Raw genomic sequence first — 24,095 nt, forward strand, 5'->3', positions numbered from 1 at the left:
CCAACGGCCCGTGCTTTTACCCTGAAACGCGCTTGAGCATGATCAGCAGCGCGTCGAATGAAATCGGCTTGCGCGCGTACTGGATGGACGGGTTCTGCTGCACGGGAATGTCGGCGGCCGCGCTGCAGAGAATGACCGGAATGGTGCGCAGGTCCGGATCGGCGTAAAGCGCTGCGCAAAGCTCCAGGCCTGACATGACCGGCATCATGCAGTCCGACACGATGACGTCCGGCCGGGTCCTGCGTATCTGATCGAGCGCGACCGCGCCATTCGATGCGGTCAGCACCGTATAGCCGTGACGTTCGAGCAGCAGCCGCCACACAGTTAGGATGTCGAATTCGTCATCCACAACCAGAATGGTTTTCATGGGGGCTACGCCGGTCGCCGCGGCTGCAAAGTCGCGGACAAGCCTGTGGCCGAAGAAACCGCGACGCTAAACGGACTTTCAATAACATCCAGCCCGTGCGAGGAGATTACGAGCTCATGTGTAGACGGATCATGCGCGCTCTCTCGCTGCTTGACGATTGAGATTGCACGCCGCAGTCCTGCCTCGGTTTCGGCGTAGCGCAACATGACGAGATTTTCCGTAAGTGCCGATACACGGGTGCTTCGAGAATTGCCGCGGTCTGGATAGAGTGGCATTTCTTCGGTGATGAGCGCCGTGATGCCGGCTTCGCGCAACTGATGCAGCAATGCGTTCAGGAATAGCCCGAAGCGCTCGACGCGCAACGCGGAATCGCGGAAACCCTCCACGCCATCGATCACCATGCGCGTTGCCCCGATTTGTCTCGCCGTGGCAAGCGCGTTAGCGGCGATTTCGTCGACGGCAAGTTCAATGGCCGGCTGCCATTGAATGACAAGACGACCGTCCTGATACGCGTCGTTGAGGGGGATTGAAACGGCTTCTGCTTTACCGAGTAGTCGTTGCGGTCCTTCGTAAGAACCGAGATAGAGGCAACGTTCGCCGTTCGCGACACCCGCGGCAAGAAATTGCAGGCAAAGCATGGTTTTGCCAACGCCCGAAGGCCCGATCAACGTTGTAGTCGAGCCTTGTGACAGACCGCCGCCAAACAGAGTGTCGAGATGCGGCAAGCCGAAGCTGATCCGCGTTTTCAGATCCACCGGTCCGCTCGACGGGGCGCACTGCGATTCGAGACGCGGATACATGAGGAGCCCGCTCTCCGCGATGCGAAAGTAGTGCTTGCCCATCAGGTGATTGCGTGCGCGCAGCTTGTGGACTTCGATTTCGCGGGCGCGGCGCATACCGTCGCTGAAGCGGTTCAGTTCGATCAGTCCATCGACCAGCGTGTGCTCAGGATGCGGCTCGTTACCGGACAGCGGCGCGAGGAGCAGTGTCGTGCAGTCCATTGCCGCGACGAGCGCATTGAGTTCGTGAATGAACTTGGACAACGACAGTTCGGTTTCGCTGAATTCGCGCGCGCTGCGAAAGCCGTCGATGATCATGAGGCTCGGCCGGTAATCGTAGATGCTCGACGCAATCAGTTTCAGGAAGCCGTCCAGACCGTCCTGCATGAGTTCGTGATAACCGGAAACGAAAAGCATCTGCTGCGCGACTGCTTTTTCGTCGAAGAAAGTCAGGCGCTTCAGGTGTGCGAGCAACTTGTCGTGCGATTCAGCGATCAAGGTCATGTACAACACCTTCTCGCCCCGGCTTACGCGATGAAAGCCGATCTGGCTGGATAGAATCGTCTTGCCTGCGCCGGCCATGCCTTCGAGAAGATAGACGCCGCCCCGGACCAGCCCGCCGCCAAGAATCTCGTCGAGACCGGGCACGCCCGTATCAACGTTGGCGCGAAGAGAGGTCTGCGATTCGTGAATAGTCATTATGGTGTGCGTTGAAGTACAAACACAGGCGGCTCGCTGACGTCCGCCCGCGATTTAAACTAACCTTATAAGCAATGTACGTTCCCGGTACTGCCCGGCCATAACGCATGTGGAGATTGGCTGCTCGCAATTCTACGTGTCCGTCGAGCGCTTTACCACGGGCATTTGGCGGATGCCGACAGGCGGGTGAGCCGATTGCGCTCCGATACCAACGCAAGCGCAGCCAACCGGAAATGAAAAAGTTATTCTGCTTGGCGCACAAAGTACAAAACAGGTACATGCCACGCTACTTATCGGTACGGTTTTCGACTGAGCGCGAGCGAATGGCTCGTCTGACGAAGGCCACGCTTCGTGCGTTCATTAGCGAGCCGCTATATTAGCCATCCTCAATAAAGTTTGTTCTGACTGACTATGCTATCCGCGCAAATTGCGGACGAAAGTTTCGAGGTGGCGCTGCACCGCGCCGGCCGCTTCGAATTCAATACCTTCGAGCATCTGCTTTTCAATCGTTCTAACCGCCTGCTCGCATTGACGCAGTACGGCCCGTCCCTCATCGGTTAATTGCAGCAGCACGATGCGACCATGCGTGGGGTCCGGCTCGCGGCTCACCCAGTTGCGGCTCGCCATTGCGTTCATCACCTCGTTGGCAGACTGCGGCGTGATGAACGAGCGTTCGGCAAGCTGCGCGTTCGACGCCTGCCCCTTTGCTTCGAGAACGGACAGTGCGGTAAATTGCGCGAGCGTCAAGCCGAGCGGCGCCAGCGCTTCACTCATACGGCGCCGCAGGATGCGGTCGAGACTGCCTATCACATAGGTCAGCCGCAGGGTGGGCCGGCGAGTACGCGTAGTGGCGGCTTCAAGAGTCGAATTCTGGTTTTTGCTCATTGTCGGCACGAGATTCAGGCTATCCCGCATCTTATCGCGGCTTGCCGTATACAATTCGGCACCGCCTGAATTTTGCCAATACTGACATCGCACTCATGCCGAATCCGACCCGGGCTTTTCTTCTCGGCCCGCTGCTGAAAGGCGTTTCACGCTCGTTTTACCTTACGCTGCGCGTGCTGCCAGTGGGAATGCGCGACCCGATCGGCCTCGCCTATCTGCTCGCGCGAGCCGCCGACACGGTTGCGGATACCTCGCTGATCGCGCCGGAACAGCGCCTTCAGTTATTGCTGGCGTTGCGTGACCAGGTTAACGGTGTGTCGAGCGACGGCGCACTGTTCCAGCGTATGGCCGCGGAGGTCGCGGGCCAGCAGACTCAGTCGGACGAGAAGGTGTTGCTGGAATCGCTCGGTCCCGCGCTCGACGTCTTGGGGCAGTTGAATGAATCGGATCGCAAGGCCGTGCGAGGAATCGTTTCAACGCTAACCGAAGGCATGGAATTCGATTTACGCACGTTCCCCGACGAACGTTCGGGCCGCATTGCGGCGCTGCGCGAATATTCGGAGTTGGACCGCTACACATATCTCGTAGCGGGCTGCGTCGGCGAATTCTGGACCACGATGACCTACGCACATATGCCCGGCACGCTCAAAGAGCGGCCCGAGACAATGGCGAGCCGTGGCGTCCGGTTCGGCAAGGCGCTGCAAATGACCAACGTCTTGCGCGATTGCGGGAAAGACCTGCGTATCGGCCGCTGTTATCTTCCGCAAACATTGCTGGATCAACACGGCTTGAGTCCGCAAGACCTATTGTCGCCGGCCAATTCGTTGCGCGCGCGTCCGCTGATGATCGAGCTATTGCGCACCACGCTCGATCATTTCCGTGAAGCGCTCGATTACACGCTCGCCATTCCCGCGTTTTCCGTACGCTTGCGGCTTGCGTGTTTGTGGCCGATTCTGATTGGGCTCGAAACGCTGATGCTGCTCGTGGATAACGCGGCGTGGCTCGATCCGCAGAAAGTCTCGAAGGTGCGCAGGAACACGGTGTATCGAATCATTGCGTCGTCGCTGCTGCTGGTCGGTTCGAACCGGCTGGTGCGTCAGTCGACAGAGCAACGCATCCGGCACATAGAAGCCCGGCTTTGACCCGCTTGTGTGTGGTCCAACGTACTGATTAAAAACATGCCGGGCCGTAGTTTGATCGACAAATCCTTTGTCCGATCCGACTCACATGGCGCCGCCGGAAAAACAGCATTGCGACACACTCGATCTGATCCGGGCACTGGCGGCGGGCGCCGTTTGCCTCAGCCATCTGCGCAATCTGATGTTCGTCGACTACAGGTCCAGCGTGGGACTGGGCCTCGCGGGCAAGGCGTTTTATTTCGTCAGTAACTACGGGCACACGGCCGTCATCGTATTCTTTTTGCTGAGCGGGTACTTTGTCGGCGGCTCGGTGCTGCGCCAGGTCGGCACCGGCACGTGGAGCTGGCAGCGCTATCTGACTGAACGCTTATCGCGCCTGTGGGTCGTGCTGGTGCCGGCGCTGCTGCTAACGTTGTTCTGGGACCGCCTCGGTATCCAGCTCGCGGGCGGACCTTTCTATCTCGGGACTGAAGGCACATTCGATCAACAGATCAACGTTGCATCGCATCTGGGCCCGGCGACGCTCGCATGCAATCTTGTTTTCCTGCAAACCCTGGCGTGCGGCACATACGGATCAAATGGTCCGCTATGGAGCCTCGCTAACGAGTTCTGGTACTACCTGTGGTTTCCCGCATGCGTCGCGTTGTTGGGCCGCCGGCGCGGACCCGGCGGCTATGCGATCACCGCGTTTGCGCTCGGTACCATGATCGCGTTCCCTTCGCTGCAAAGCGGCTTCGGATTGTGGCTGCTTGGCGTGCTACTCGCGGTGCTGGAAAAGCGTTCTCCCGCGCGTGTGAAGCGCCGGGCTGTACCGTGGCTTACGCTCGTAAGCGGCATGGTGTTTCTCACCGCGCTTGTTTGTACACGCCTCTTTCTGCTCGATAACGACTGGATCGTCGGCGTGCCTTGCTTTTTGTTCCTCCGCTGCGTTCTGCTCGAGAATGTTCGCTTGCGCCTGCCGGTGCTGTCGCGGGCCGCAATTCTGCTTTCCAGATTTTCCTATTCGCTGTATCTCACGCATTTCCCGTTTATTCTTTTTGTAGCCGCAGTGGGTTTTAGGCAGCGCATCCCGTTCGATGCAAAAGGAGTACTCGTGCTGACCGGAATGCTCATTGCATGCTACGTGTACGCTTTCGCGGTTTATCTGTTGTTCGAGCGGAACACGCGACGGGTGCAGCAGCGCATGTGGCGGCTGCAGTCCGGGCATACAGCGCCGGAGGCAAAAGCCGCGCATGTGCGTCAGCGCGGCACTCTTACCTGACTTGGCGCTCACCCGCTTGATTTAACCCGGGTCAGCAGATAGGCCCGAATCGGGAAACCCCTAAGACCGTGTCCGGATGGTTCGCGTTAGTCTCTTCGAAAGAGGAGACATTCCATGAGGCAGGCATTCAATATTGCGGTGGTGCTGTTGCTCGGCTATCTGATGGCGGATCGGGCGCTGATGCGCGCGCAAGCCGGCGAAGTGGGGACGATCACATGCCATCAGGGCGCTGAACTGGTCAAGGCCGGCGCGCTCAAGAAGGGCTTTGGAGATGTCGGTGCGAGCAGCCAGAGCGAGAATTTTCTGTCGAGCTGCCTCGTCACGGGGCGCGGGCAAGTGGGCGATCTTATCGCTCGCGACTGAGCAGGTCCGTTCGGTCGGACGATGATCCGTTGCACCCGCAACGGTTCGCAGGGGCAAAAAAGTGCCTGGACTGACGAGTCCAGGCGAAGTCATCGGTAGCCGATGACGGAGGTAACGGATAGCAAACTGGCCCGTGATCGGAACAACCGGTCGCGGGCTTTTTCATTTTTAGCGGCTGACGCGGCTGGGCGCGTTGGCGGCGTGAGACGCGCGGTCGACTGCTGAGAACTCCGCCCCGCCTTGGCGGCGGCATATCGCGCCATTCTCAGCCTGTGCACAAACCCGGTTACCGCTTTTGCCTGCTGCGCTTAGTTGCCGAAGTAAATCGACTTCGCGCCATTCGCCGACACCGAGCGGCCGGATTCCGAAGAACCGTTCGCAACACCGCCATAGCTCGACACAGCCGGCTGCGCAGTGCCGTTTTGCGCGGCGACGCGAGCTTCTGCGGCTTGGATGTCAGCCGGATAATAAGGATCCGAGTGGGTCGGCTGATAGCCGGCCTTTTCCAGTTGAATCAGTTCCGCGCGCACCTGAGCGCGAGTCACGGGCTGGTTGGACTGCGCAAACGAAGCGACAGGAGCGGCCAGCACAGTGGCGATAACAACAGCTTGAATAAGTGATTTCATGATGAACTACCTCCAGTTCGGTCTTTATCGCGCTACGAACCTTGTTGTCCGCAGCCATTGATTACATTGTAGGTTTGCAAACTGGAGAGAGTAATGGCGCTTTTCGGTAAACTTCGTTGCTGGAATTGAGATAAACGCACGGGCGCTGTTCATTCCGGCCGACCCGCCAAGGGAGCCCCGCGTGCAGCGGCTCTCATTCACTCCCGCTGCGACAGCCGCGTGAATGCATGGCTGGTGCGCTCGTCACGCAGATCGCGGGCGCGATAGTAGTCTTTGCTGAGCCACTGCCCCAAGCCGATCAACGCCGAACCCAACACGTTTTTCAGGCTTACCCAGCGGTTCTCGGCGCGCGCAAATTTCGCCGCTGACACGACTGCGTTCGTTTCCAGTCGGTCGAGCTCGGTATGTAGAAAGTCGGCGAAATGGTGGAGCCCACGCTGATTGTTGTTCGACGATTTCTTTTCCAGTTCCACGTGATCCGGAATGAGCGACTGATTACTCACCCGAATGAATTGAGGCGTGTCGGCGCGGGGCGCGCCGGTGGTGCGGATCGCCAGGCCGACGCTCGACGAGGCTTCTGTGCGTTTGCCGAGCGGAGGCAGGTCCCACTTGTCGCAAAGATATTTCAGCACGCTGCAATGGTCGAATTGCGCGTGGCATACACCAGCGTCGCACCAAGGGGACACGAGGAGGGCGGGCACGCGTACGCCCAGCCGCCTGAAGTCGAACATGGACGTATGCTCGTCGGGCGCAACCGAGTCTGACGGTGGCGGTACGTGGTCATAGAAGCCACCATGCTCATCGTAAAGCACGACTAACAATGTGCTTTCCCACAATGCCTGATTCGATCGCAATGCGTTGTAGGTGTCCGCGATCAGCTTTTCCGCCTTCATGATGTTATGCGGCGGATGATCGTCGTTCTGTGCCTCGCCGAAGTACTTGGGCTCTATGAGCACGAACTCCGGAAATGCATCGGCTGGTCCTTCAGCATCGGGAAAGAAATTGTCGAAATAGCGGTAATTAGCGAGGTTCTCGGCTTTGCGCTGATTCTTGAATAGCAATGACGCGGGAAAGTCGTAGAAATAGACGGTCCAGGTCTTTTTAGCGTCGTTCAGGCGGTCAAAGATCGTATCCTGATCCTGCTCGGTGTACCACTTGGGATTGAGCGCGTCGAGGCCGGATGGCATTCCGACTTGCCCCTTCGAAGTGCCGGAAAGCGCGAAGTAACGGTTCGGCCAAGTTGGGCCGGGCAGAGATGAAAACCATCTGTCGCAAACAGTGAATTGCTCCCCTAGCGTGTGCAGCGCAGGCAGAAAGCCGCGCGGATAAAAGCCCATGACGTCTTGCCGCGCGGCAAGACTACTGTTGGGATAGTCGTTGGCGAAAGAGCGTACGAACCCGCTGTTGTTCGAGTCGATCTGTCTTAGCACGGCTGAATGCCCATGATCCGGATCGAGCTTCATTTGCCGTGCTCGCGTGGGCCGAGGAGAAAAGGTATGGCCCTTGCCGTCGTCGTTCGTTCTTGACGCAGCGTTGCGCACGCCGTCCAGACCCTCATGGACTTCGTCGAGGCAGCCCAGCATCTGGTCGAAGGAATGGTTTTCCATCAGCAGAAGAACCACGTGGCGAATCGGGTCGTTCTGCGCCTGTGCTTGTTGTCGTGCCGCGTTGCTGAGTTGGACGTCGTCCATGTGCATCGCTCCTGCGGGATTAAGCAAGACTGAACGTGTGAGGGCGTCAGTGTTGCAAACCTAGCGCAAAAAACGGCGCAACGAAAGCTTCATATCGCTATGAGAAGCCGGAGAAAATCGGCCCTTGCCCGCCCAGGCTCCGGCGGCCGAACACGTACGCGTGCGGCGTGGCGGCCGCCGTATGCGCCGCTGCAACCGGCGGCGTTGGTGACATCGGAATGCAAAAATGCCGTTCGGTCATTTACCGAACGGCATTTTCTTGTACCGCCGCGCTTTCGCGCGGCAAGGCGGCTCAGGTCTAGACGGCTGCCGGCCGCCATTTCAACAAGCGCTGCTCGACTGCGGTCAACAAGTAGTCCGCTGCCAACGCGACCACGGCCAGCACGATCATCGCGGCAAACACGCCGCTTGCGTTGAACGCACCTTGCGCCGTGGAAATCAGCAGGCCGATACCTTGTTTGGAGCCGAGAAATTCGCCGACCACTGCGCCGACGAGCGCGAAGCCGAAGCTCACATGCAGGCTTGCAAGAATCCAGCTCAATGCCGAGGGAATCACAACCGACGTGGTTACCTGACGGCGCGAAGCACCGAGAATCTGCGCATTCGCGATCATGTAACGATCCGCTTCGCGGACGCCCTGAAACGCATTGGCAAACACGACGAAGAACACCATGACCACGGCGAGTGCGACCTTCGAAGCCATCCCGAGGCCCAGCGCAATCACGAACACGGAGCCGAGCACCACACGCGGAATCGAGTTGGCGATCTTGATGTAGAGGCTGAACACATCTGACAGCAGCTTGTTGCGGCCGAGCAGAATGCCGCAGAACACGCCGGCAACGGAACCGATAATGAAGCCGAGTCCCGTTTCTTCGAGCGTGACCCAAACCTGCGTGAGCAGCGGGCCTTGAGACGTGCCGTTCACGAACCAGTCGACGATCTGATCGAAAATCGCGGTCGGCATCGAGAAGAAGAACGGGTCGATCCACTTCAGGCGCGCGGACAGTTCCCAGCCGCCGAGCACGATCACGAGTACGGCGATACGCAGCGCGATCACCAGCACCTGACGCTGCCGGATACGTTTTTGCGCGACCCGTTCGACCTGCGCGAGCGAGGCGGCGTCGATGCCCGAGGGCATCATCTGTTGAGGAGTTGTAGACATGTTTCGCTTTCCTTGATTAACCGATCTGCACTTCTTCGCGCAGGTCGTGCCAGATATCGCGCGAGATTTCGATGAAACGCGGGTCGTAGCGAACTTCCGACGTGACACGCGGACGCGGCAGATCGATCTCGTAGACCTTTTTCAGCGTGGCGGGGCGCGCGGTCAGCACGAACACGCGGTCAGCGAGTGCAATCGCCTCTTCGAGATCGTGCGTGACAAACACGACCGACCCGGCGCCGCCCCACAACTGCAGCAATTCGTCCTGCATCAACGTGCGCGTTTGCATGTCGAGCGCGGAGAACGGTTCGTCCATCAACAGGATTTCCGGCCGGTTGATGAAAGTTTGCGCGAGCGCCACGCGTTTGCGCATGCCGCCGGACAACTGATGCGGATAGTGCTTGCCGAACTTGTCGAGGCCCACGCGGCGCAACCACTCGTTCGCTTCTTCGTAGGCGGCGGATTTCGAGCGGCCGCGATACAGCGGACCGGCCGCGACGTTGTCAATGACCGAGCGCCACGGAAACACGGCGTCTGCCTGAAACACGAAGCCGATGCGCGGATCGATGCCGTCGACCGGCGCGCCCATCACGCGCACTTCGCCAGTAGTGGGCTTGAGCAAGCCCGTAATCATGCTGAGCGTGGTGGATTTGCCGCAGCCCGTCGGCCCGACAATCGCAACGAATTCGCCGCGCGCCACCGACATGCTGAAGTCGCGCAACGCGATGGTTGCCTTGCCGTCCGGAGAAATGAAACGGCAGGACACGTTGCGCATTTCGATAGCAGGCGTCTCGCGTGACATAGGTTGGTTCATCGGCTGGTGCCTCGCAGTTTGCTTGATGTGGATGACGTTACTTGGCCGCGGTCTTGACCGGTGCCGCCACGAAGTCGTTCGTGTAGGTCTTGGCGAGGTCAATGTGCTTGCCCTTCACCGAAGGGTTGAATGCGGAGAGCACTTTCAGCACGGTCTCCGGGCCGTCGGCGGGCATCTTGCCGTCCTTCGTAAACATGGGCAGCGACGCTTTCAGTGCACCGACGTAAAGGTCCTTGTTGTTGCCGTAGTAGTCCTTCGGCATCTTGGCCGCGATTTCTTCAGCGCTATGCGTGGCGATGAAGTTCAGCGTCTTTGCGAAAGCGTGCGAAAGCTTCGCTGCGTCGCTCTTGTGCGACTCGGCCCACGCGCGTTGCACGTAGAAGCTCGAAGCCGGATAAGTGCCGCCGAGCGCTGCGCGCGTGCCTTCGAGCGTTCGCATGTCGACCAGTACTTTCGCGTCGCCGGTCTTGAGAAGTTGCGAGACCGTCGGCTCGGTCGTCATGCCGGCGTCGATGCGGCTTTGTTTGATGGCCGCGATAAAGCTGTTGTCGGCACCTACCGGCAACAGCGTGTATTGCGTGGACGGAACACCCGCGCGTTGCGCAAGGTATTGCGTGAGGAAGCTTGTCGAGGAGCCGAGGCCGGTCACGCCAAGCGTCTTGCCTTTTGCGTCCGCCATGCTCTTGAAGCTGTCTGCCGCTTTCGTGGAGACCATTTCGACTTCGCCCGGCACCTGGCCGAAGATCACCAGCGCCTGCACTTCCTTGCCTTTGCTCTGCAGATCGATAGTGTGATCGTAGAAGCCCACTACGCCTTGCACCGCGCCTGCGAGCAGTTCGTTCTCTGCATCCACGCCGGCGGGCTGCGAGAGAATTTCAACGTCGAGGCCTTCGTCCTTGAAGTAGCCGAGTTGTTCAGTCAGCTTGGCCGGCAGGTAAATGATCTTGGTGGCGCCGCCGACCATGATCGTGAGTTTCTCCGCGTGAGCGGCGGCCGAAGCGGCGGCGAGGGCAAACGCAACACCGGACACAGCGGCAATCTGGCGCAAGGTACGCATGAGGCAGTCTCCTGGGGTTTGGCCGCCGCCCTATGGACCATGCGGCGCTTTTTGAGTGAATGACGGCGATTATAGAAATCGGAAACCTTCTGCCAGCTTTCGACGGTGTCGGCAAATAGTGAGTGTTAACCCCGAACCGCGTGAAATTGTGCCGCAAACCGCGCGCAACGCATCCAACGGAAGCTCCGGGTAGAACATGAAACTGTATGTGCCGAACCTCACGCGATACGCGCAGCGCGCTGTTTTTACGGCACAATCGACGCCCTGACTCTCGCCGTTTGTGCCATGAAGCTGCTGCTCATTGAAGACAATCCCACTCTCGCTCACTGGCTCGCGAAGATGCTGGAGCAGGAGGCATTTGCTCTCGACGCCGTGCAGGACGGCGACGCGGCGGACCGCCTGCTGCGCACGAATCACTATGACGTGATCCTGCTCGACCTCAATTTGCCGAAGCTGTCGGGCAAAAACGTGCTGCGTCGGCTGCGTCAGCGCGGCGACGCGACTCCCGTGCTGATTCTGACGGCGAGCGGTTCGATCGACGAGAAAGTGGAATTGCTCGGCGCGGGCGCCGACGACTACCTGGTGAAGCCATTCGAAGTGCGTGAGCTGATCGCGCGAATCAAGGTGGCGATCCGTCGGCAGTCGCCGTCGAAGGCGAGCGAAGTAGTGTGCGGCGACCTTGCGTTCGACATCGATACGCGTCAGTTCACATTGAAGGGCGCGCCGCTGAACGTCACGCCGCGCGAGCGCTCGGTGCTCGAAACGCTGATTCTTAGACTGGGCAAAACGGTGACCAAGCCCGCGCTCGTCGACGCAATCTTCACGCTCGCCGACGAGCCGAGCGAAGACGCGGTCGAGATTTATATCTCACGTTTGCGCAAGAAGCTCGACGGCAGTTCGGCGGCCATCGTAACGCTGCGCGGGCTCGGCTATCTGCTGCGCAAGAAAGAAGATGACCAATAGTTTGCGCGTCCGATTGTTATGGTGGTTGCTGGTGCCGCTCGCATTGTATGTGTTCGTGACTGGCAAGGCCGAGTACGACAATGCCCGGCGAACGGCCGATCTCGTGCAGGACAATCAGCTTATTTCGTCAGCGCGAATGATTGCGGGCGAAGTGGAATGGGTCGACGGTTTCCTACGCGTGGATGTACCGCCCGCTGCGCTCGAAATCTTCGCGTCGCCTTATCGCGATCAGGTGTTCTACAGCGTCAATGTGGACGACCGGCAACTGCTCGCCGGTACGCCGGAATTCCCGCCGCGTCCGGCGCAAGCGGCAGATACGCCGGACCACTACGACACCGCGCTATACGGCCAGAACGTGCGCGCCGTGGGGCTCGTTCGGCTCATGTACGACAACGGAGCGACGCGCCACGTGCGCGTCACCGTCGGCAAGACGGTGCGTTCACGCGACGCGATGGCCGAACAACTATGGCAACCGCAACTCGTGCGGCAGATCGAAATGATTGCGCTTGCGGTGGCGCTCGTGTGTATCGGTCTGACGTTCGAATTGCGTCCATTGATGAAGGTGAAAGACGAGGTGGCCGACCGCGATCCCATGCAACTCGAGCCGATCCGCGTAGACCGTCTGCATACGGAATTGCGGCCGATCGTCGAAGCCATCAATCAGTGCATTGCACGCCTCGGCGTGCAGGTCGCCGCGCAGCGCCGTTTTATCGCCGACGCCGCTCACCAGTTGCGTACGCCGCTGACGCTGCTCGGCACGCAGTTGCAGTTCGCGCGGCAGCAGGGTGGCGTGAATCCGGCGCTTGATGAAGCGCTGGCCGCCATGCATCGCAGCAACCGGTCAATGGTCGGACTTACCAACAAGCTGTTGCTGCTCGCTCAGGCCGAGGCGGCGGACAACCGGCAGGTGATCGTCGAAACGGTGGATCTCGTGCCATTGGCCATGGAAGTGGTGGAAGACTTCGCGCTGCTTGCGCAAGGGCGGCAAATCGATCTGGGCGCGGAGCTTTGCGACATGGCGCCGATGGCTGGGCACCGTGGCCTGCTTCAGGCGCTGATCGCCAATCTCGCAGAAAACGCAATCCGCTATACGGGCAGCGGCGGGCACGTCACGGTTGCAGTGACCGCCGACGCGCACAGGGTTACCGTTAGCGTGATCGACGACGGTCCGGGCATTCCAGCCGAATCTCGCAGCCGCATATTCGAACCGTTTTTTCGCGCCTCGACGGATACGGAGGGCACGGGTCTCGGACTCGCCATCGTGCGGGAAATCGCGGACGCGCACAAAGGCGATATCCTGCTCCAGGCGGGCGAGGGCGGCAAAGGCGTGCATATCGCCGTTTCCTTTCCGCGTGCCGCGTCGGGGCAGTCGCGCGCAGGCTAGCAGCGCGAGCTATTGCGGCCGGCGGCGGCTGTATCGCGTGAAAGTTCCGCGGTTGCCGCTGTGCCAGTGTCGAGATCAAAACGTATCAAAAGGCGGCGTTGTAAATCGCCAGTGCATCGGCCTCGCTGACAGGCCGCGGATTGTTCACGAGCAGGCGGGTTTGCAACATCGCGTCGCTGGCCATGCGTCCAAGCCCTTCGCGCTCGATGCCGACATCGCGCAGCCGCGCCGGAATCGCTGTCTCCGCAATCATCCGTTCGACGTTTTCGATCAGCGCCTGAGTCTTGTCCCTGGCGCTGCCGGTCGCTCCGGGCACGACCACGTCGGCCAGTTCCGCGTAAAGATGTGCCGCAGCGTCAGCGTTGAAGCGCAACACATGCGGCAGCACCAGCGCATTGGAAAGCCCATGCGGCACGTGATAAATGCCGCCGATCGGATAAGCCAGCGCGTGCACGGCGGCGACCGGAGAGTTCGCAAATGCCTGTCCCGCGAAAGTTGCGCCCAGCAGCATTGCCTCGCGCGCTTCGCGATTGTTCCCGTCCTCGCACGCGGGCAGCAGGTTGCGCGACAGCAGTTCGAGCGCCTTTATCGCGAGCATGTCGGATACCGGGTTCTTCAGATGCGCGGACGTATACGCTTCGATCGCGTGAACCATCGCGTCGATCCCCGTGGCCGCCGTGGCGGCAACGGGAAGGCCGAGCGTGAGTTCGGCGTCGAGAATCGCCAGATCGGCGATCAGTTGCGGCGCGACGACGCCCATCTTCCTGGCCTCGCCGACTGTGACAATCGAGACGGCTGTTACTTCGGAGCCGGTTCCGGCAGTGGTCGGCATCTGCACGAGCGGCAGGCGCTGCACCGTCACCTTGTTCACGCCATACATTTCACTGAGTTGCTGCTGTTGCTGTGGAGCGAGTGCTGCGATGAGCTTGGCGACATCCATCGACGAGCCGCCGCCCAAGCCCAGCACGATCTCGGCACCGGCGCTGCGCGCGCGAGCCGTCGCTTCAAGCACGATATGTTCTGGCGGATCGGCGATGACGTCGTCGATCACCGTCGCGTTCCAGCCATGCGCCGCGAGATCGGCAAGTGCCGGGTCCAGTAAGCCGCTTTTGTGCAGGAAGCCGTCCGTCACGACACACAGACGTTCAAGCGCCGGAAATTGCGCCCGCAACAAAGCGCCGAGCCGCCGAGCCGCACCGAATTCGACTATCAGCGTGGGCACCGTTTGAAAGCGGAATGCGTGCGTCATGCTGCTTCTCCCGGGACCATATGGCTCGACACTTCGCGTCGCTCCAGCAAGGGAACGACTGTGCCGAAACCAAGACGCTGAAAATGTTCGGTCTCGCGATGCTCCGCGAGGCCGTCCGCATCGCTGTACTGTTCGAGGATCACAAAATGGTCGGGTTCGAGCGGCGAGCGGAAGAATTCGTAGCAGAGGTTCTTCGGCTCCGCGCGAGTGGCGGCGGCGAGTTCGGTGAGATGCTTCACGATCGCATCTCCGTTGCCGGGCTTGGCGAAATAATGCGCGATCACCTGCAGGTAGGCATGAGCCATCAGTAACTCCAACAAGACAGTGGTCGAGATCTCACAGCGTGAAGCCGATGTCACCGCGAGCTGCCGATATTCCGAGCCAGGCAGACGCGGCGCCGAACCCCAGTTGTACCAGATTCAGATCGCCCGCTGAACGGCAAAGCCAACGTCCTGCTGCCTTCCGCGCGTGAACCCATCAGATCTGCAGGGCCATGTCACTCGGATATTGAGAATCATTCGCGTTTGCGATAGATTGTCAGTGTGTTTTTAGAGGGACGAGCGCGCCCGCCGCGTTAAACCGGGGCGCCAGCGTCGCGCCGGCACACGGCATCATCCAAAGGAATTCGTATGACCATGCTTTCGACGCCGCGGCCCACGCTCGCCGATCTGTCTATCGAGCCGGGCCTACCCACGGTCGTGTCGCCACGCGCGGGCGCGGACATGTCATTGAACGACGCCGCGTCGCTGCTGCATGCGATTGTCGGCGACACGCTCGAGCGCGTTGGCGGCGCGCTCTTTTCAGGCTTCCGGATTGATTCGATCGATGCATTCCAGGGTTTCGCCGCCTCGTTCGGGCATCCGCTGATCGGGTATGAATTCGCGTCCACGCCGCGCAGCCAGGTTGAGGGCGCGGTGTACACGTCGACGGAATATCCGCCGCATCGCTCGATCCCTTTGCATAACGAGCAGTCATACACCCGCGAATGGCCGTTGCGGATCTGGTTCCACTGCGCGCTCGCCGCGCGTTCCGGCGGCGCGACGCCGATTGCGGACAGCCGCGCCATTTATCGCGCGCTCGACCCCGCGCTCGTCGAGCGTTTTGCTCGCCGCGAACTGCTTTACGTGCGCAACTTCGGTCAGGGGCTCGATTTGCCGTGGCAGCAGGCCTTCGGCTCGGACGATCCAGCCGTGGTCGAGCGTATTTGCCGCGCGCGCGGCATTGAATGTGAATGGCGCGACAGCGAAGACGGCGAGTTGCTTCTGCGCACGCGCGAGCGTTGTCAGGCGGTGGCGCGGCATCCGCGCACGGGTGAAAACGTGTGGTTCAACCAGGCGAACCTGTTCCATCTTTCGTCGCTCGATGAAGACATGCAGGACGCACTGATCGATTCCGTCGGTCTGGAAAACGTGCCGCGCAATGTGTATTACGGCGACGGCGCGCCGCTCGAAGCCGACGCCCTCGCACAGATTCGCGGCGTTCTCGACGAAGAGCGGGTCGTGTTTCCCTGGCGGACCGGCGACATTCTGATGCTCGACAACATGTTGACGGCGCATGCACGCGACCCGTTCGAAGGGCCGCGTAAGGTGGTCGTCGCGATGGCACAGAGTTACCGTGAAGGCCAGACGGTGTAGCGGGAAACGACAACCGCGGCACGGTGTTCGGCGCACGATCGTGTGGATGGATTCGGCACAGCGTCAATGCAAATTATTCGCATCTGACGGAATTTCCGTGACTTGGGTCATCTATAAGACATATGTCTTCAGGCGTAGGATAAATCGCTGAAAGCCTTATCTGGCGGGCATCATCGCACTTCCGGCGGGTTCGCTGGCATGTTTGTTTAGCAGCGGATAGAGGAAAACGCGCATATACTCACGGTCGGGCCGTAAAAAGTAGTGCCGCGGGTCGCGCTGCGTTTTGCTGCTTCGTCGCAACTCGCTGGCTCAGCGCGTCCAACGCTCTGTCTCTCACTTCACCTAGCAAAGCATCAAACATGTCCACACCGCCGAAGATCATCTACACCCTGACCGACGAAGCGCCTGCTCTGGCGACTTACTCGCTGCTGCCGATCGTCAAGGCGTTCACGCGCTCGTCCGACGTGATCGTTGAAACGCGCGATATTTCGCTTGCTGGCCGGATCATCGCTGCATTTCCGGACTACCTGACCGCGGAACAGAAGGGTTCCGACGATCTGGCGGAACTGGGTGGACTCACAACGCGCCCCGAAGCGAACATCATCAAGCTGCCGAACATCAGCGCTTCGGTGCCGCAACTGAAGGCCGCGATCACCGAATTGCGCGATCAGGGCTACAAGCTGCCGCCGTACCCGGACGTCGCCACGACGGAAACGGAAAAAGACGTCAAGGCACGCTACGACAAGATCAAGGGCAGCGCGGTCAACCCCGTGCTGCGCGAAGGCAACTCGGACCGCCGCGCGCCGCTGTCGGTGAAGAACTACGCACGCAAGCATCCGCACAAAATGGGCGCGTGGGCTGCAGACTCCAAGTCGCATGTCGCTCACATGAGCGGCGGCGATTTTTACGGCAGCGAAAAATCGGCGCTGATCGCATCGGCCGGTGCGGTGAAGATCGAACTGACGGCTGCCGACGGCACGAAGACGGTTCTGAAGGAAAAGACGCCGGTGCAGGCGGGCGAGATTATCGACGCGTCGGTGCTCAGCAAGAACGCGCTGCGCAGCTTCATCGAAGCGGAAATCGCCGACGCCAAGAGCAAGGGCGTGCTGTTCTCGGTGCACCTGAAGGCCACGATGATGAAGGTGTCCGATCCGATCATCTTTGGTCACGTCGTGTCGGTGTTCTACAAAGACGTATTGACCAAGCACGCTGACGCGCTGGCGCAAGCGGGCTTCAATCCGAACAACGGTATCGGCGATCTGTACGCGCGCCTCAAAGACCTGCCGGCCGAAACGGCTGCGCAGATCGAAGCCGACATCAAGGCTCAGTACGAACAGCGTCCGCAACTGGCCATGGTCAACTCGGACAAGGGTATTACGAGCCTGCACGTGCCGAGCGACGTGATCGTCGACGCGTCCATGCCGGCCATGATTCGCGAGTCGGGCAAGATGTGGGGCGCGGACGGCGCACTGCACGACGCCAAGGCCGTAATTCCGGACCGTTGCTACGCGGGCGTGTATCAGGCAGTGATCGAAGACTGCAAGAACAATGGCGCATTCGATCCGGTCACCATGGGCACGGTGCCGAACGTCGGCCTGATGGCACAAGCCGCTGAAGAATACGGTTCACACGACAAGACGTTCCAGATTCCGGCGAACGGCGTGGTTCGTGTGACCGACGCAAGCGGCGCTGTGCTGATCGAGCAAACGGTGGAAGCGGGCGACATCTGGCGCATGTGCCAGACGAAAGACGCACCGGTGCAGGATTGGGTCAAGCTCGCGGTGAACCGCGCGCGTGCCACCAACACGCCGGCCGTGTTCTGGCTGGACGCGGCGCGTGCACACGATGCGCAGATCATCAAGAAGGTCGAGCAGTATCTGAAGGACCATGACACGAACGGTCTGGACATTCGCATCATGACGCCGGTCGAGGCAACGAAGTTCTCGGTCGAGCGCATCCGCGCCGGCAAGGACACGATCTCGGTCACAGGCAATGTGCTGCGCGACTACCTGACCGACCTGTTCCCGATCATGGAGCTGGGTACCAGCGCGAAGATGCTGTCCATCGTCCCGCTCATGGCAGGCGGCGGCATGTTCGAAACGGGCGCGGGCGGTTCGGCGCCGAAGCACGTTCAGCAACTGGTCGAAGAAGGTTTCCTGCGTTGGGACTCGCTGGGTGAATTCCTGGCGCTGGCAGCGTCGCTCGAACATCTGAGCAGCGCGTATCACAACCCGAAAGCGCAGGTTCTGGCCAAGACGCTGGATCAGGCAACCGGCAAGTTCCTCGACAACGACAAGTCGCCGGCGCGAAAGGTCGGCGGTCTCGACAACCGTGGCAGCCACTTCTACCTCGCGATGTACTGGGCCGAAGCACTCGCCGCGCAAACGGAAGACGTCGCGTTGCAGGCGCAGTTCGCCGGCGTAGCCAAGGCGATGGCCGACAACGAAGCGAAGATCCTCGAGGAACTGCGTGCCGCGCAAGGCAAGCCGGTGGATATCGGCGGCTACTACCGTCCGAATGTCGAACTGACGAGCAAGGCTATGCGCCCGAGCGCCACGTTGAACGAAATCGTGGACTCGATCGCGTGAAGTGTTCAGCCATGTGCTGAAGCGCGTGAGGAGCGGCCCGGGTGACAAAGCACTCGTGCACGCTTTGAAAGACGCAGTCAGGCAGGCACCTAACGCGGCATAGAAGTAAGCCGTAAGCATGACGATGGCGCTCTTGAGCGCCATCGTCGTTTCTGGATGCTCATCGCGAACGCGCGTAGTGCGGTCCATCAAACGTGAACGATTTCCCAGTCGCTCAGTTTCTCCGGAATTTCGAGTGTCGAGGTGTCGACTTCAGACAGATGCGGGCAGGTCAAGCCGCGCGCGAGGTCGTCGGCCGCTTGTTGCGGGCTGGAAAACTCGCCGAGTTTGTCATTACCGTACGATGCTTCCCAGCCGTCCTGGCCCGGCAAAATGTAGAACGCTCCTTCGGTCGATCCAAAGCGAAAGCCTTTCATTTTTAGTCTCCCAATTGCCAATAAAAACCGCTGTGCTCTGGCGGCTTCTTGCGTGGGATTCGGGGACTTTCCGAGATGGTTCTATCGCATCCAATCCACCGCACCGCATGAAGCGCCTGCTCTTGTAAAAGAGTCTATGTCAGCAGGCAGCGGAGCAAGTGGTCGTTGGGTGCTTCGTTCTAACGAAAATTGCATTTTAAAATCAGTAGGTTGCGCGCTTCATTTTGCGATGTGCAACGTGGGGCGACATTGCGAAATGACGAGTTTGTGCCACGCACCACGATTTTTTACGAAGCAGGGCCGCGTGTCGCATCGTGAAATTTTGGGTGCTTTGTAGATACACCTTCGTATGCGTTCAGGAAGGGCCGCCCGACAGCACGCGCTCCACGAACGCAATCATCACCTCGTTGAACAGCGCCGGTCTTTGCAGCGGCGCGAAGTGACTGACGCCGGGTAACACGTTCAATTCCGCACCGGGAATCGCGCCAGCGAGATATTCGGCATGCTCCCGTTTGATGAACTCGTCGTGTTCGCTTTGTGCGATGACAACCGGCACGCGGATTCGCGCGAGGTCGTCCGCGACATAGTTAGGCTCGGTCTTCATCATCTCGCTGACAGCGGCGACGAATGCGTCGAAGTCGTCGGGCGTGGCGGAAAGGCGTGCGTAGTCCTGACGGTGTCTGCTGAAACAGCGGTCGATAACCGGCGTCGCTACAAATTCTTTTGTGCCGCTGGGGTCCATGTTGCAGCCGAAGAAGAACACGCCGGCAACGCGTTGCGGCGCCACCATGCCCAGCACCATCGCCACACACGCGCCGTCGCTCCAGCCGACAATTGCCGCGCGTTCGAGCGCGAGCGCGTCCATTACGGCAAGCACGTCGGAAGCCATCAGTTCGTACTTGTACGGCCGCGCGTCGCGCGTGCTGCGGCCGTGACCGCGGCTGTCGATTGCCACCACGCGGTGTCCGGCTGCCAGGAGCGCCGGCACCTGGTAGCCCCAGTTGCCGCTGTGACCAAGTCCGCCGTGCAAAAGAATCACTGCCTCGCCACTGCCGTGAGACGCGTACCAGATTTGCGCGCCTTCGTGCTCGACCCAGCCTGACTCGTTCGACGCAGGCAGCGGCGGCGCGCCGTGCGCTTCGAAGCGTTCAAGCGAGTCGTCGTCCGGTTCCTGGAAAGCTGCCATCGCCGTTGTCTCCTCTTGTATTTCCCGCACTGTCATCGCAAGCGACAGCGTGCCAGCACAGCAGCGCGCATGGCAACGAACCTACGAGATTCTGCTGGCTCTTGGCGCCTCGCCGATTCTCGGAAACACACCGCCAGCGACCAACCGCCGTTCACTCAGAATCGAGCTTCCCGATCAACATTGCAACGAACGTCTCCGTGACACGCGGCAATGTGCGTCCACGCTTCTTGATCAGCGCGATAGGGCGCGTGAATGCCGGATCGTCGACGGGACGCACCACGAGTTCAGGCTCCGCCCGCACTTCGCGCGCCGACGCCGGCAGTATGGTTACGCCGAGCCCCGCACGAACCATGGCTACGGCGCTCATCATGTAGGTCGGCTCGCAGGCAATTTCCGGCAGGCACCGCGCGTTCGAAAACGCGCTATCGACAACCGCCCTCACACTCGTGCCTTGCGCCGTCAACACCAGCGGCGTCGCCGCAAGATCGCCAAGCGTGATGCGCCGACGCTTCGCTAGCGGGTGCCGCTTGGGGCAAACCACCACCAGCCTGTCGATGCCCGCATGTAGCACTTCCAGGTTCGCGTCGTCGAGAGCGCCGCCGGTCAATCCGATATCGGCCTCTTCGTTACGCACCAACGCATTGACCATGCTCGCGACGACATCGCGCACCTCGAAGCTCACGCGCGGCACGCTTTTCTTCAGGTCTTGAACGAGTTCAGGCAGCGAGCTTGCCGCGAAAGTCGGCAGGCAGGCGATTCGCACGGTACCGCTCGCGCCGTCGCCGAGTGCGCGAGCGTCGATCAGCACATGCTCCATGTCGTGCAGCGACTTTTGCAGAAGCGGCAGCAGATCGCGCCCCGTCGGCGTGAGCGCGACGTTGCGGCTGTTGCGGTCGAAAAGCCGCAGGCCAAGGGTTTCCTCAAGGCGCCTGATCTGCACCGTCAATGCCGGTTGCGAAAGGTGCAGGCGCGCGGCAGCTTGCGTGAAGCTGCCCGTTTGTGCGACCGCGATAAACGCGCGAATGTCCCGAAGATTCAGATCCATGATCATTTGTAATTGCTGCAATCAATTCATTTCAATTGATTTATCAGTGGGCTGAACTTACGCTGGATCGCAGTAAAAAACAACATTGGAGACAAGCACATGCTGCCATTACTGGGGCTGGCCACCATCGTCGTGCTGCTCGGCGCCATCCTGTCGAAACGTATGTCGCCCCTGGTGGCGCTCATCATCGTGCCGATCGCCGCGTCGTTGATCGGCGGGTTCGGCTTTCAAACGAGCAAGTTTGTGATCGACGGGCTCAAGGGCCTCGCGCCGGTCGTCGGCATGTTCGTGTTTGCGATTCTTTATTTCGGCACCATTACCGACGCAGGCACGCTCGATCCGATCATCGACCGCATTCTCCGCGCGGTCGGCACGCGGCCCACGCGCATCGTGATGGGCACCACGTTGCTCGCGCTGCTGATCCATCTGGACGGCTCCGGCGCGGTCTGCTTTCTCGTTACGATTCCCGCGATGCTGCCGCTCTACGACCGTCTCAAGATGGACCGGCGCGTACTGGCCGCGGCCGTTTCGATGGCGGCCGGCATCAACTTCCTGCCGTGGACCGGACCGATGATTCGCGCGTCTGCGTCGCTGCATCTGCCGATCTCGGCGCTGTTCAATCCGTTGATTCCGGTACAGGCAATCGGGCTCGTCTTCGTGTTCGGCGTTGCATTCTGGCTTGGACGTCGCGAGGAAAAGCGGCTTGGTTTCGGCGCTGCGAGCGGTGCGGTGCCGATGCCCAAACGCGAATTGACGCCAGAAGAACAGGCGTTGCGGCGACCGAAGAATTTCTGGTTCAACATCGTGCTCACGATCGTCGTACTCGGCACGATGGTCGTGATGGGCGAAAAAATTCCGCCCGCGATCATGTTCATGGTCGGCCTATGCGTCGCGTTGATGGTCAACTATCCGAACGTGGACATGCAGCGCAAGCGGATCGACGCACATGCCCGCGCCGCATTGATGATGGCCGGCATTCTTCTCGCGGCCGGCGTGTTCACAGGCGTCATGCAGGGCAGCGGCATGCTCAAGGCGATGGCGCAAGCAGCAGTTGGCTTCGTGCCGCCCGCGATGGCGAGCCACATTCCGGTCGCGCTCGGCATCATGTCCATGCCGCTTAGCATGCTGTTCGATCCCGATTCGTTTTACTTCGGGATACTGCCGGTTATCGCCGAAGTGGCGGGTCAGCTCGGCGTGCCCGCGGTGCAGGTCGGCCAGGCCGCGTTGCTCGGTCAAATGACGACGGGCTTTCCGGTCAGCCCATTGACGCCCGCCACCTTCCTCGTGGTCGGCTTGTGCGGGATCGAACTCGCCGATCATCAGCGGTTCACGTTCCCCCTGTTGTTCGGCGCATCCATCGTGATGACGATTGCGTGTGTCGCGTTGGGGATATTTTCACTGTGAGCTTTACGGAAACAGGTGTGAGCAGCATGACAGCCACTCAGCATGGACGCCTCGTGCGAATCGGCGCGGGCGCGGGCTATTCGGGCGATCGAATCGAGCCCGCGGTCGAACTCGCAGAAGACGGCGCGCTTGATTACCTCGTGTTCGAATGTCTCGCCGAACGCACGATTGCGATTGCGCAGCAGGCGCGCAGCAAAGACCCCGAACTCGGCTATGACCCGCTTCTCGAGACGCGCATGAAGGCGGTGTTGCCGGCCGCGCTACGCAATGGCGTGCGCATCGTCTCCAACATGGGCGCGGCCAATCCGCTTGCGGCGGCGCGCAAGACAGCCGAGATTGCGCGCTCGCTTGGTCTCGGCGACGTCAAGATTGCGGCGGTTACCGGCGACGACGTGCTCGATGCCGTGCGTGACGGTGCCTTCCGCTTCGAGGAATCTGGCGAGCTGGTAGCGGACTACCAGTCGCGTCTCGTCTCCGCGAATGCGTATCTCGGCGCGAGCGCAATCGTCGACGCGCTTGCGGCGGGCGCACAAATCATTCTCACGGGACGTGTGGCCGATCCGTCGTTGTTCGTGGCGCCACTGATCCATGAGTTTGGCTGGCACATGGACGACTGGCAGACGCTGGGTCAGGCGACGGTGATCGGCCATCTGCTCGAATGTGCGGGGCAAATCACCGGTGGCTATTTCTCGGACCCTGGGTTCAAAGACGTTCCCGCGCTGGCGAGGCTCGGCTTTCCCATCGCGGAAGTCGGCGAGGACGGCGCCGTGGTCATCACGAAGCTCGCGCAAGCTGGCGGACGCGTGACCGAGGCGACGTGCAAGGAGCAGTTGCTGTACGAGATCCACGATCCGCAGCGTTATTTGCAACCAGACGTGGTCGCTGATTTCTCGCGTGTGCACGTCGAGGAAGAAGCGCCAGACCGCGTTCGCGTGAGCGGCGGCCGTGGCGCGCCGCGCACGGGCACGCTCAAGGTCTCGGTGGCGTATTTCGACGGTTTTATCGGCGAGGGGCAGATTTCATATGCGGGCCCGGGTGCGCTGACGCGTGCCCGTATCGCGCTCGACATCGTGCGCGAGCGGCTTGCGCTGACCGGGGTTCAGACCGACGAGTTGCGCTTCGACCTGATCGGCGTGAACGCCTTGCATGGCGAGACTCTTGCCGCCAGTGCCGCGGAGCCCTACGAAGTGCGCGCGCGCGTGGCGGGGCGCACTGCGACGTTGGAACAAGCTGTGCGCGTCGGCAACGAAGTCGAAACCTTATACACGAACGGCCCGGCGGGCGGCGGCGGAGTCACGAAGTCGGCGCGCGAAGTCGTTGCGGTGCAATCGGTACTGTTGCCGCGCGAGCTTGTGAAGCCGACGTTCACGATGGTGGAGGCGTGAG

The 24,095-nt window shown here is 60.6% G+C and carries 22 protein-coding genes; 9 read left to right on the plus strand and 13 right to left on the minus strand.

Going from position 1 to position 24,095, the window contains the following annotated elements; all coding sequences use genetic code 11:
* Positions 1-16: 16 nt before the first annotated feature.
* The 3 genes from OH764_RS18075 to OH764_RS18085 all read right to left on the minus strand — a co-directional run bounded on the left by OH764_RS18075 (position 17) and on the right by OH764_RS18085 (position 2,760).
* The gene (locus tag OH764_RS18075) at positions 17-367 is read right to left on the minus strand and encodes a response regulator (protein ID WP_498850185.1); all 351 of its coding nucleotides are present in this window, start codon (positions 365-367) and stop codon (positions 17-19) included.
* Between the two features lie 5 nt (positions 368-372).
* Entirely contained in the window at positions 373-1,845 is a 1,473-nt protein-coding gene (locus tag OH764_RS18080) for an ATPase domain-containing protein (protein WP_498850186.1), read from the minus strand.
* Positions 1,846-2,259: 414 nt separating this feature from the next.
* Positions 2,260-2,760 carry a MarR family winged helix-turn-helix transcriptional regulator gene (locus OH764_RS18085; protein ID WP_498850187.1) on the minus strand — a complete coding sequence of 167 codons (501 nt, stop codon included), beginning with the start codon at positions 2,758-2,760 and terminating at the stop codon, positions 2,260-2,262.
* A gap of 65 nt (positions 2,761-2,825) precedes the next feature.
* Between OH764_RS18085 and OH764_RS18090 the strand changes: the two genes are divergently transcribed.
* The 3 genes from OH764_RS18090 to OH764_RS18100 all read left to right on the plus strand — a co-directional run bounded on the left by OH764_RS18090 (position 2,826) and on the right by OH764_RS18100 (position 5,493).
* Entirely contained in the window at positions 2,826-3,872 is a 1,047-nt protein-coding gene (locus OH764_RS18090) for a phytoene/squalene synthase family protein (protein ID WP_498850188.1), read from the plus strand.
* 67 nt (positions 3,873-3,939) lie between these two features.
* Positions 3,940-5,130: an acyltransferase family protein gene (locus OH764_RS18095; protein WP_498850189.1), complete on the plus strand. Its 1,191-nt coding sequence runs from the start codon at positions 3,940-3,942 to the stop codon at positions 5,128-5,130.
* A 114-nt stretch (positions 5,131-5,244) separates the two neighbouring features.
* Complete coding sequence (locus OH764_RS18100) at positions 5,245-5,493, plus strand: hypothetical protein (protein ID WP_498850190.1); 249 nt, start codon at positions 5,245-5,247, stop codon at positions 5,491-5,493.
* Between the two features lie 308 nt (positions 5,494-5,801).
* Here the strand turns inward: OH764_RS18100 and OH764_RS18105 are convergent, their stop codons facing one another.
* The 5 genes from OH764_RS18105 to OH764_RS18125 form a co-directional block, all read right to left on the minus strand.
* Positions 5,802-6,119: a DUF4148 domain-containing protein gene (locus OH764_RS18105; protein WP_498850191.1), complete on the minus strand. Its 318-nt coding sequence runs from the start codon at positions 6,117-6,119 to the stop codon at positions 5,802-5,804.
* A 197-nt stretch (positions 6,120-6,316) separates the two neighbouring features.
* Positions 6,317-7,810 carry an alkaline phosphatase family protein gene (locus tag OH764_RS18110; RefSeq protein ID WP_498850192.1) on the minus strand — a complete coding sequence of 498 codons (1,494 nt, stop codon included), beginning with the start codon at positions 7,808-7,810 and terminating at the stop codon, positions 6,317-6,319.
* Between the two features lie 298 nt (positions 7,811-8,108).
* Entirely contained in the window at positions 8,109-8,972 is an 864-nt protein-coding gene (locus OH764_RS18115) for an ABC transporter permease (RefSeq protein WP_027804767.1), read from the minus strand.
* 16 nt (positions 8,973-8,988) lie between these two features.
* Complete coding sequence (locus tag OH764_RS18120) at positions 8,989-9,783, minus strand: ABC transporter ATP-binding protein (RefSeq protein ID WP_027778126.1); 795 nt, start codon at positions 9,781-9,783, stop codon at positions 8,989-8,991.
* Positions 9,784-9,820: 37 nt separating this feature from the next.
* The gene (locus OH764_RS18125; protein WP_020068856.1) at positions 9,821-10,840 is read right to left on the minus strand and encodes an ABC transporter substrate-binding protein; all 1,020 of its coding nucleotides are present in this window, start codon (positions 10,838-10,840) and stop codon (positions 9,821-9,823) included.
* A gap of 285 nt (positions 10,841-11,125) precedes the next feature.
* Here OH764_RS18125 and OH764_RS18130 point away from each other — a divergent pair, with 285 nt between their 5' ends.
* Together OH764_RS18130 and OH764_RS18135 are read left to right on the plus strand one after the other, a co-directional pair.
* A complete protein-coding gene (locus tag OH764_RS18130) occupies positions 11,126-11,803 on the plus strand; it encodes a response regulator (RefSeq protein ID WP_027778124.1) in 678 nt (225 codons plus the stop codon).
* Complete coding sequence (locus OH764_RS18135; protein WP_498850193.1) at positions 11,793-13,187, plus strand: sensor histidine kinase; 1,395 nt, start codon at positions 11,793-11,795, stop codon at positions 13,185-13,187. Before OH764_RS18130 ends, OH764_RS18135 begins: the two co-directional genes overlap by 11 nt.
* 85 nt (positions 13,188-13,272) lie before the next feature.
* Here OH764_RS18135 and OH764_RS18140 read toward each other — a convergent pair whose 3' ends face one another.
* Together OH764_RS18140 and OH764_RS18145 are read right to left on the minus strand one after the other, a co-directional pair.
* The gene (locus OH764_RS18140) at positions 13,273-14,436 is read right to left on the minus strand and encodes an iron-containing alcohol dehydrogenase (protein ID WP_498850194.1); all 1,164 of its coding nucleotides are present in this window, start codon (positions 14,434-14,436) and stop codon (positions 13,273-13,275) included.
* Positions 14,433-14,741 (minus strand): putative quinol monooxygenase, encoded by a 309-nt coding sequence (locus OH764_RS18145; protein ID WP_498850195.1) that lies wholly within the window; start codon positions 14,739-14,741, stop codon positions 14,433-14,435. The genes OH764_RS18140 and OH764_RS18145 overlap by 4 nt, the downstream gene beginning before the upstream one ends.
* 324 nt (positions 14,742-15,065) lie before the next feature.
* On the opposite strand from OH764_RS18145, the gene OH764_RS18150 reads away from it, so the two are divergent.
* Positions 15,066-16,070, plus strand: a complete 1,005-nt coding sequence (locus OH764_RS18150) for a Fe(II)-2OG oxygenase family protein (RefSeq protein ID WP_498850196.1) — start codon at positions 15,066-15,068, stop codon at positions 16,068-16,070.
* A gap of 359 nt (positions 16,071-16,429) precedes the next feature.
* Positions 16,430-18,658 (plus strand): NADP-dependent isocitrate dehydrogenase, encoded by a 2,229-nt coding sequence (locus OH764_RS18155; RefSeq protein ID WP_498850197.1) that lies wholly within the window; start codon positions 16,430-16,432, stop codon positions 18,656-18,658.
* Positions 18,659-18,846: 188 nt separating this feature from the next.
* On the opposite strand, the gene OH764_RS18160 is transcribed toward OH764_RS18155, so the two are convergent.
* The 3 genes from OH764_RS18160 to OH764_RS18170 form a co-directional block, all read right to left on the minus strand.
* On the minus strand, positions 18,847-19,074 hold the full coding sequence (locus OH764_RS18160) for a hypothetical protein (RefSeq protein WP_020068863.1): 228 nt from the start codon (positions 19,072-19,074) through the stop codon (positions 18,847-18,849).
* Positions 19,075-19,429: 355 nt separating this feature from the next.
* Complete coding sequence (locus OH764_RS18165) at positions 19,430-20,260, minus strand: alpha/beta fold hydrolase (RefSeq protein ID WP_498850198.1); 831 nt, start codon at positions 20,258-20,260, stop codon at positions 19,430-19,432.
* A gap of 151 nt (positions 20,261-20,411) precedes the next feature.
* Complete coding sequence (locus OH764_RS18170) at positions 20,412-21,305, minus strand: LysR family transcriptional regulator (protein WP_498850199.1); 894 nt, start codon at positions 21,303-21,305, stop codon at positions 20,412-20,414.
* 99 nt (positions 21,306-21,404) lie between these two features.
* Here OH764_RS18170 and OH764_RS18175 point away from each other — a divergent pair, with 99 nt between their 5' ends.
* Together OH764_RS18175 and OH764_RS18180 are read left to right on the plus strand one after the other, a co-directional pair.
* Positions 21,405-22,709, plus strand: coding sequence for a CitMHS family transporter (locus OH764_RS18175; protein ID WP_498850200.1), 1,305 nt, complete (start codon positions 21,405-21,407; stop codon positions 22,707-22,709).
* A gap of 26 nt (positions 22,710-22,735) precedes the next feature.
* Entirely contained in the window at positions 22,736-24,094 is a 1,359-nt protein-coding gene (locus OH764_RS18180; RefSeq protein WP_498850201.1) for an acyclic terpene utilization AtuA family protein, read from the plus strand.
* The last annotated feature ends 1 nt before the right edge of the window (position 24,095 follow it).

Source organism: Burkholderia sp. M6-3 (genome assembly GCF_050858985.1).
Taxonomy (GTDB): Bacteria; Pseudomonadota; Gammaproteobacteria; order Burkholderiales; family Burkholderiaceae; genus Paraburkholderia; species Paraburkholderia caledonica.

What these genes read in the sequence shown, in the direction of transcription:
- OH764_RS18075 (WP_498850185.1), bottom strand. Translation starts at nt 367, where the DNA reads ATGAAAACCATTCTGGTTGTGGATGACGAATTCGACATCCTAACTGTG.
- OH764_RS18080 (WP_498850186.1), bottom strand. Translation starts at nt 1,845, where the DNA reads ATGACTATTCACGAATCGCAGACCTCTCTTCGCGCCAACGTTGATACG.
- OH764_RS18085 (WP_498850187.1), bottom strand. Translation starts at nt 2,760, where the DNA reads ATGCGGGATAGCCTGAATCTCGTGCCGACAATGAGCAAAAACCAGAAT.
- OH764_RS18090 (WP_498850188.1), top strand. Translation starts at nt 2,826, where the DNA reads ATGCCGAATCCGACCCGGGCTTTTCTTCTCGGCCCGCTGCTGAAAGGC.
- OH764_RS18100 (WP_498850190.1), top strand. Translation starts at nt 5,245, where the DNA reads ATGAGGCAGGCATTCAATATTGCGGTGGTGCTGTTGCTCGGCTATCTG.
- OH764_RS18105 (WP_498850191.1), bottom strand. Translation starts at nt 6,119, where the DNA reads ATGAAATCACTTATTCAAGCTGTTGTTATCGCCACTGTGCTGGCCGCT.
- OH764_RS18110 (WP_498850192.1), bottom strand. Translation starts at nt 7,810, where the DNA reads ATGGACGACGTCCAACTCAGCAACGCGGCACGACAACAAGCACAGGCG.
- OH764_RS18115 (WP_027804767.1), bottom strand. Translation starts at nt 8,972, where the DNA reads ATGTCTACAACTCCTCAACAGATGATGCCCTCGGGCATCGACGCCGCC.
- OH764_RS18120 (WP_027778126.1), bottom strand. Translation starts at nt 9,783, where the DNA reads ATGAACCAACCTATGTCACGCGAGACGCCTGCTATCGAAATGCGCAAC.
- OH764_RS18125 (WP_020068856.1), bottom strand. Translation starts at nt 10,840, where the DNA reads ATGCGTACCTTGCGCCAGATTGCCGCTGTGTCCGGTGTTGCGTTTGCC.
- OH764_RS18130 (WP_027778124.1), top strand. Translation starts at nt 11,126, where the DNA reads ATGAAGCTGCTGCTCATTGAAGACAATCCCACTCTCGCTCACTGGCTC.
- OH764_RS18135 (WP_498850193.1), top strand. Translation starts at nt 11,793, where the DNA reads ATGACCAATAGTTTGCGCGTCCGATTGTTATGGTGGTTGCTGGTGCCG.
- OH764_RS18140 (WP_498850194.1), bottom strand. Translation starts at nt 14,436, where the DNA reads ATGACGCACGCATTCCGCTTTCAAACGGTGCCCACGCTGATAGTCGAA.
- OH764_RS18145 (WP_498850195.1), bottom strand. Translation starts at nt 14,741, where the DNA reads ATGGCTCATGCCTACCTGCAGGTGATCGCGCATTATTTCGCCAAGCCC.
- OH764_RS18150 (WP_498850196.1), top strand. Translation starts at nt 15,066, where the DNA reads ATGACCATGCTTTCGACGCCGCGGCCCACGCTCGCCGATCTGTCTATC.
- OH764_RS18155 (WP_498850197.1), top strand. Translation starts at nt 16,430, where the DNA reads ATGTCCACACCGCCGAAGATCATCTACACCCTGACCGACGAAGCGCCT.
- OH764_RS18160 (WP_020068863.1), bottom strand. Translation starts at nt 19,074, where the DNA reads ATGAAAGGCTTTCGCTTTGGATCGACCGAAGGAGCGTTCTACATTTTG.
- OH764_RS18165 (WP_498850198.1), bottom strand. Translation starts at nt 20,260, where the DNA reads ATGGCAGCTTTCCAGGAACCGGACGACGACTCGCTTGAACGCTTCGAA.
- OH764_RS18170 (WP_498850199.1), bottom strand. Translation starts at nt 21,305, where the DNA reads ATGGATCTGAATCTTCGGGACATTCGCGCGTTTATCGCGGTCGCACAA.
- OH764_RS18175 (WP_498850200.1), top strand. Translation starts at nt 21,405, where the DNA reads ATGCTGCCATTACTGGGGCTGGCCACCATCGTCGTGCTGCTCGGCGCC.
- OH764_RS18180 (WP_498850201.1), top strand. Translation starts at nt 22,736, where the DNA reads ATGACAGCCACTCAGCATGGACGCCTCGTGCGAATCGGCGCGGGCGCG.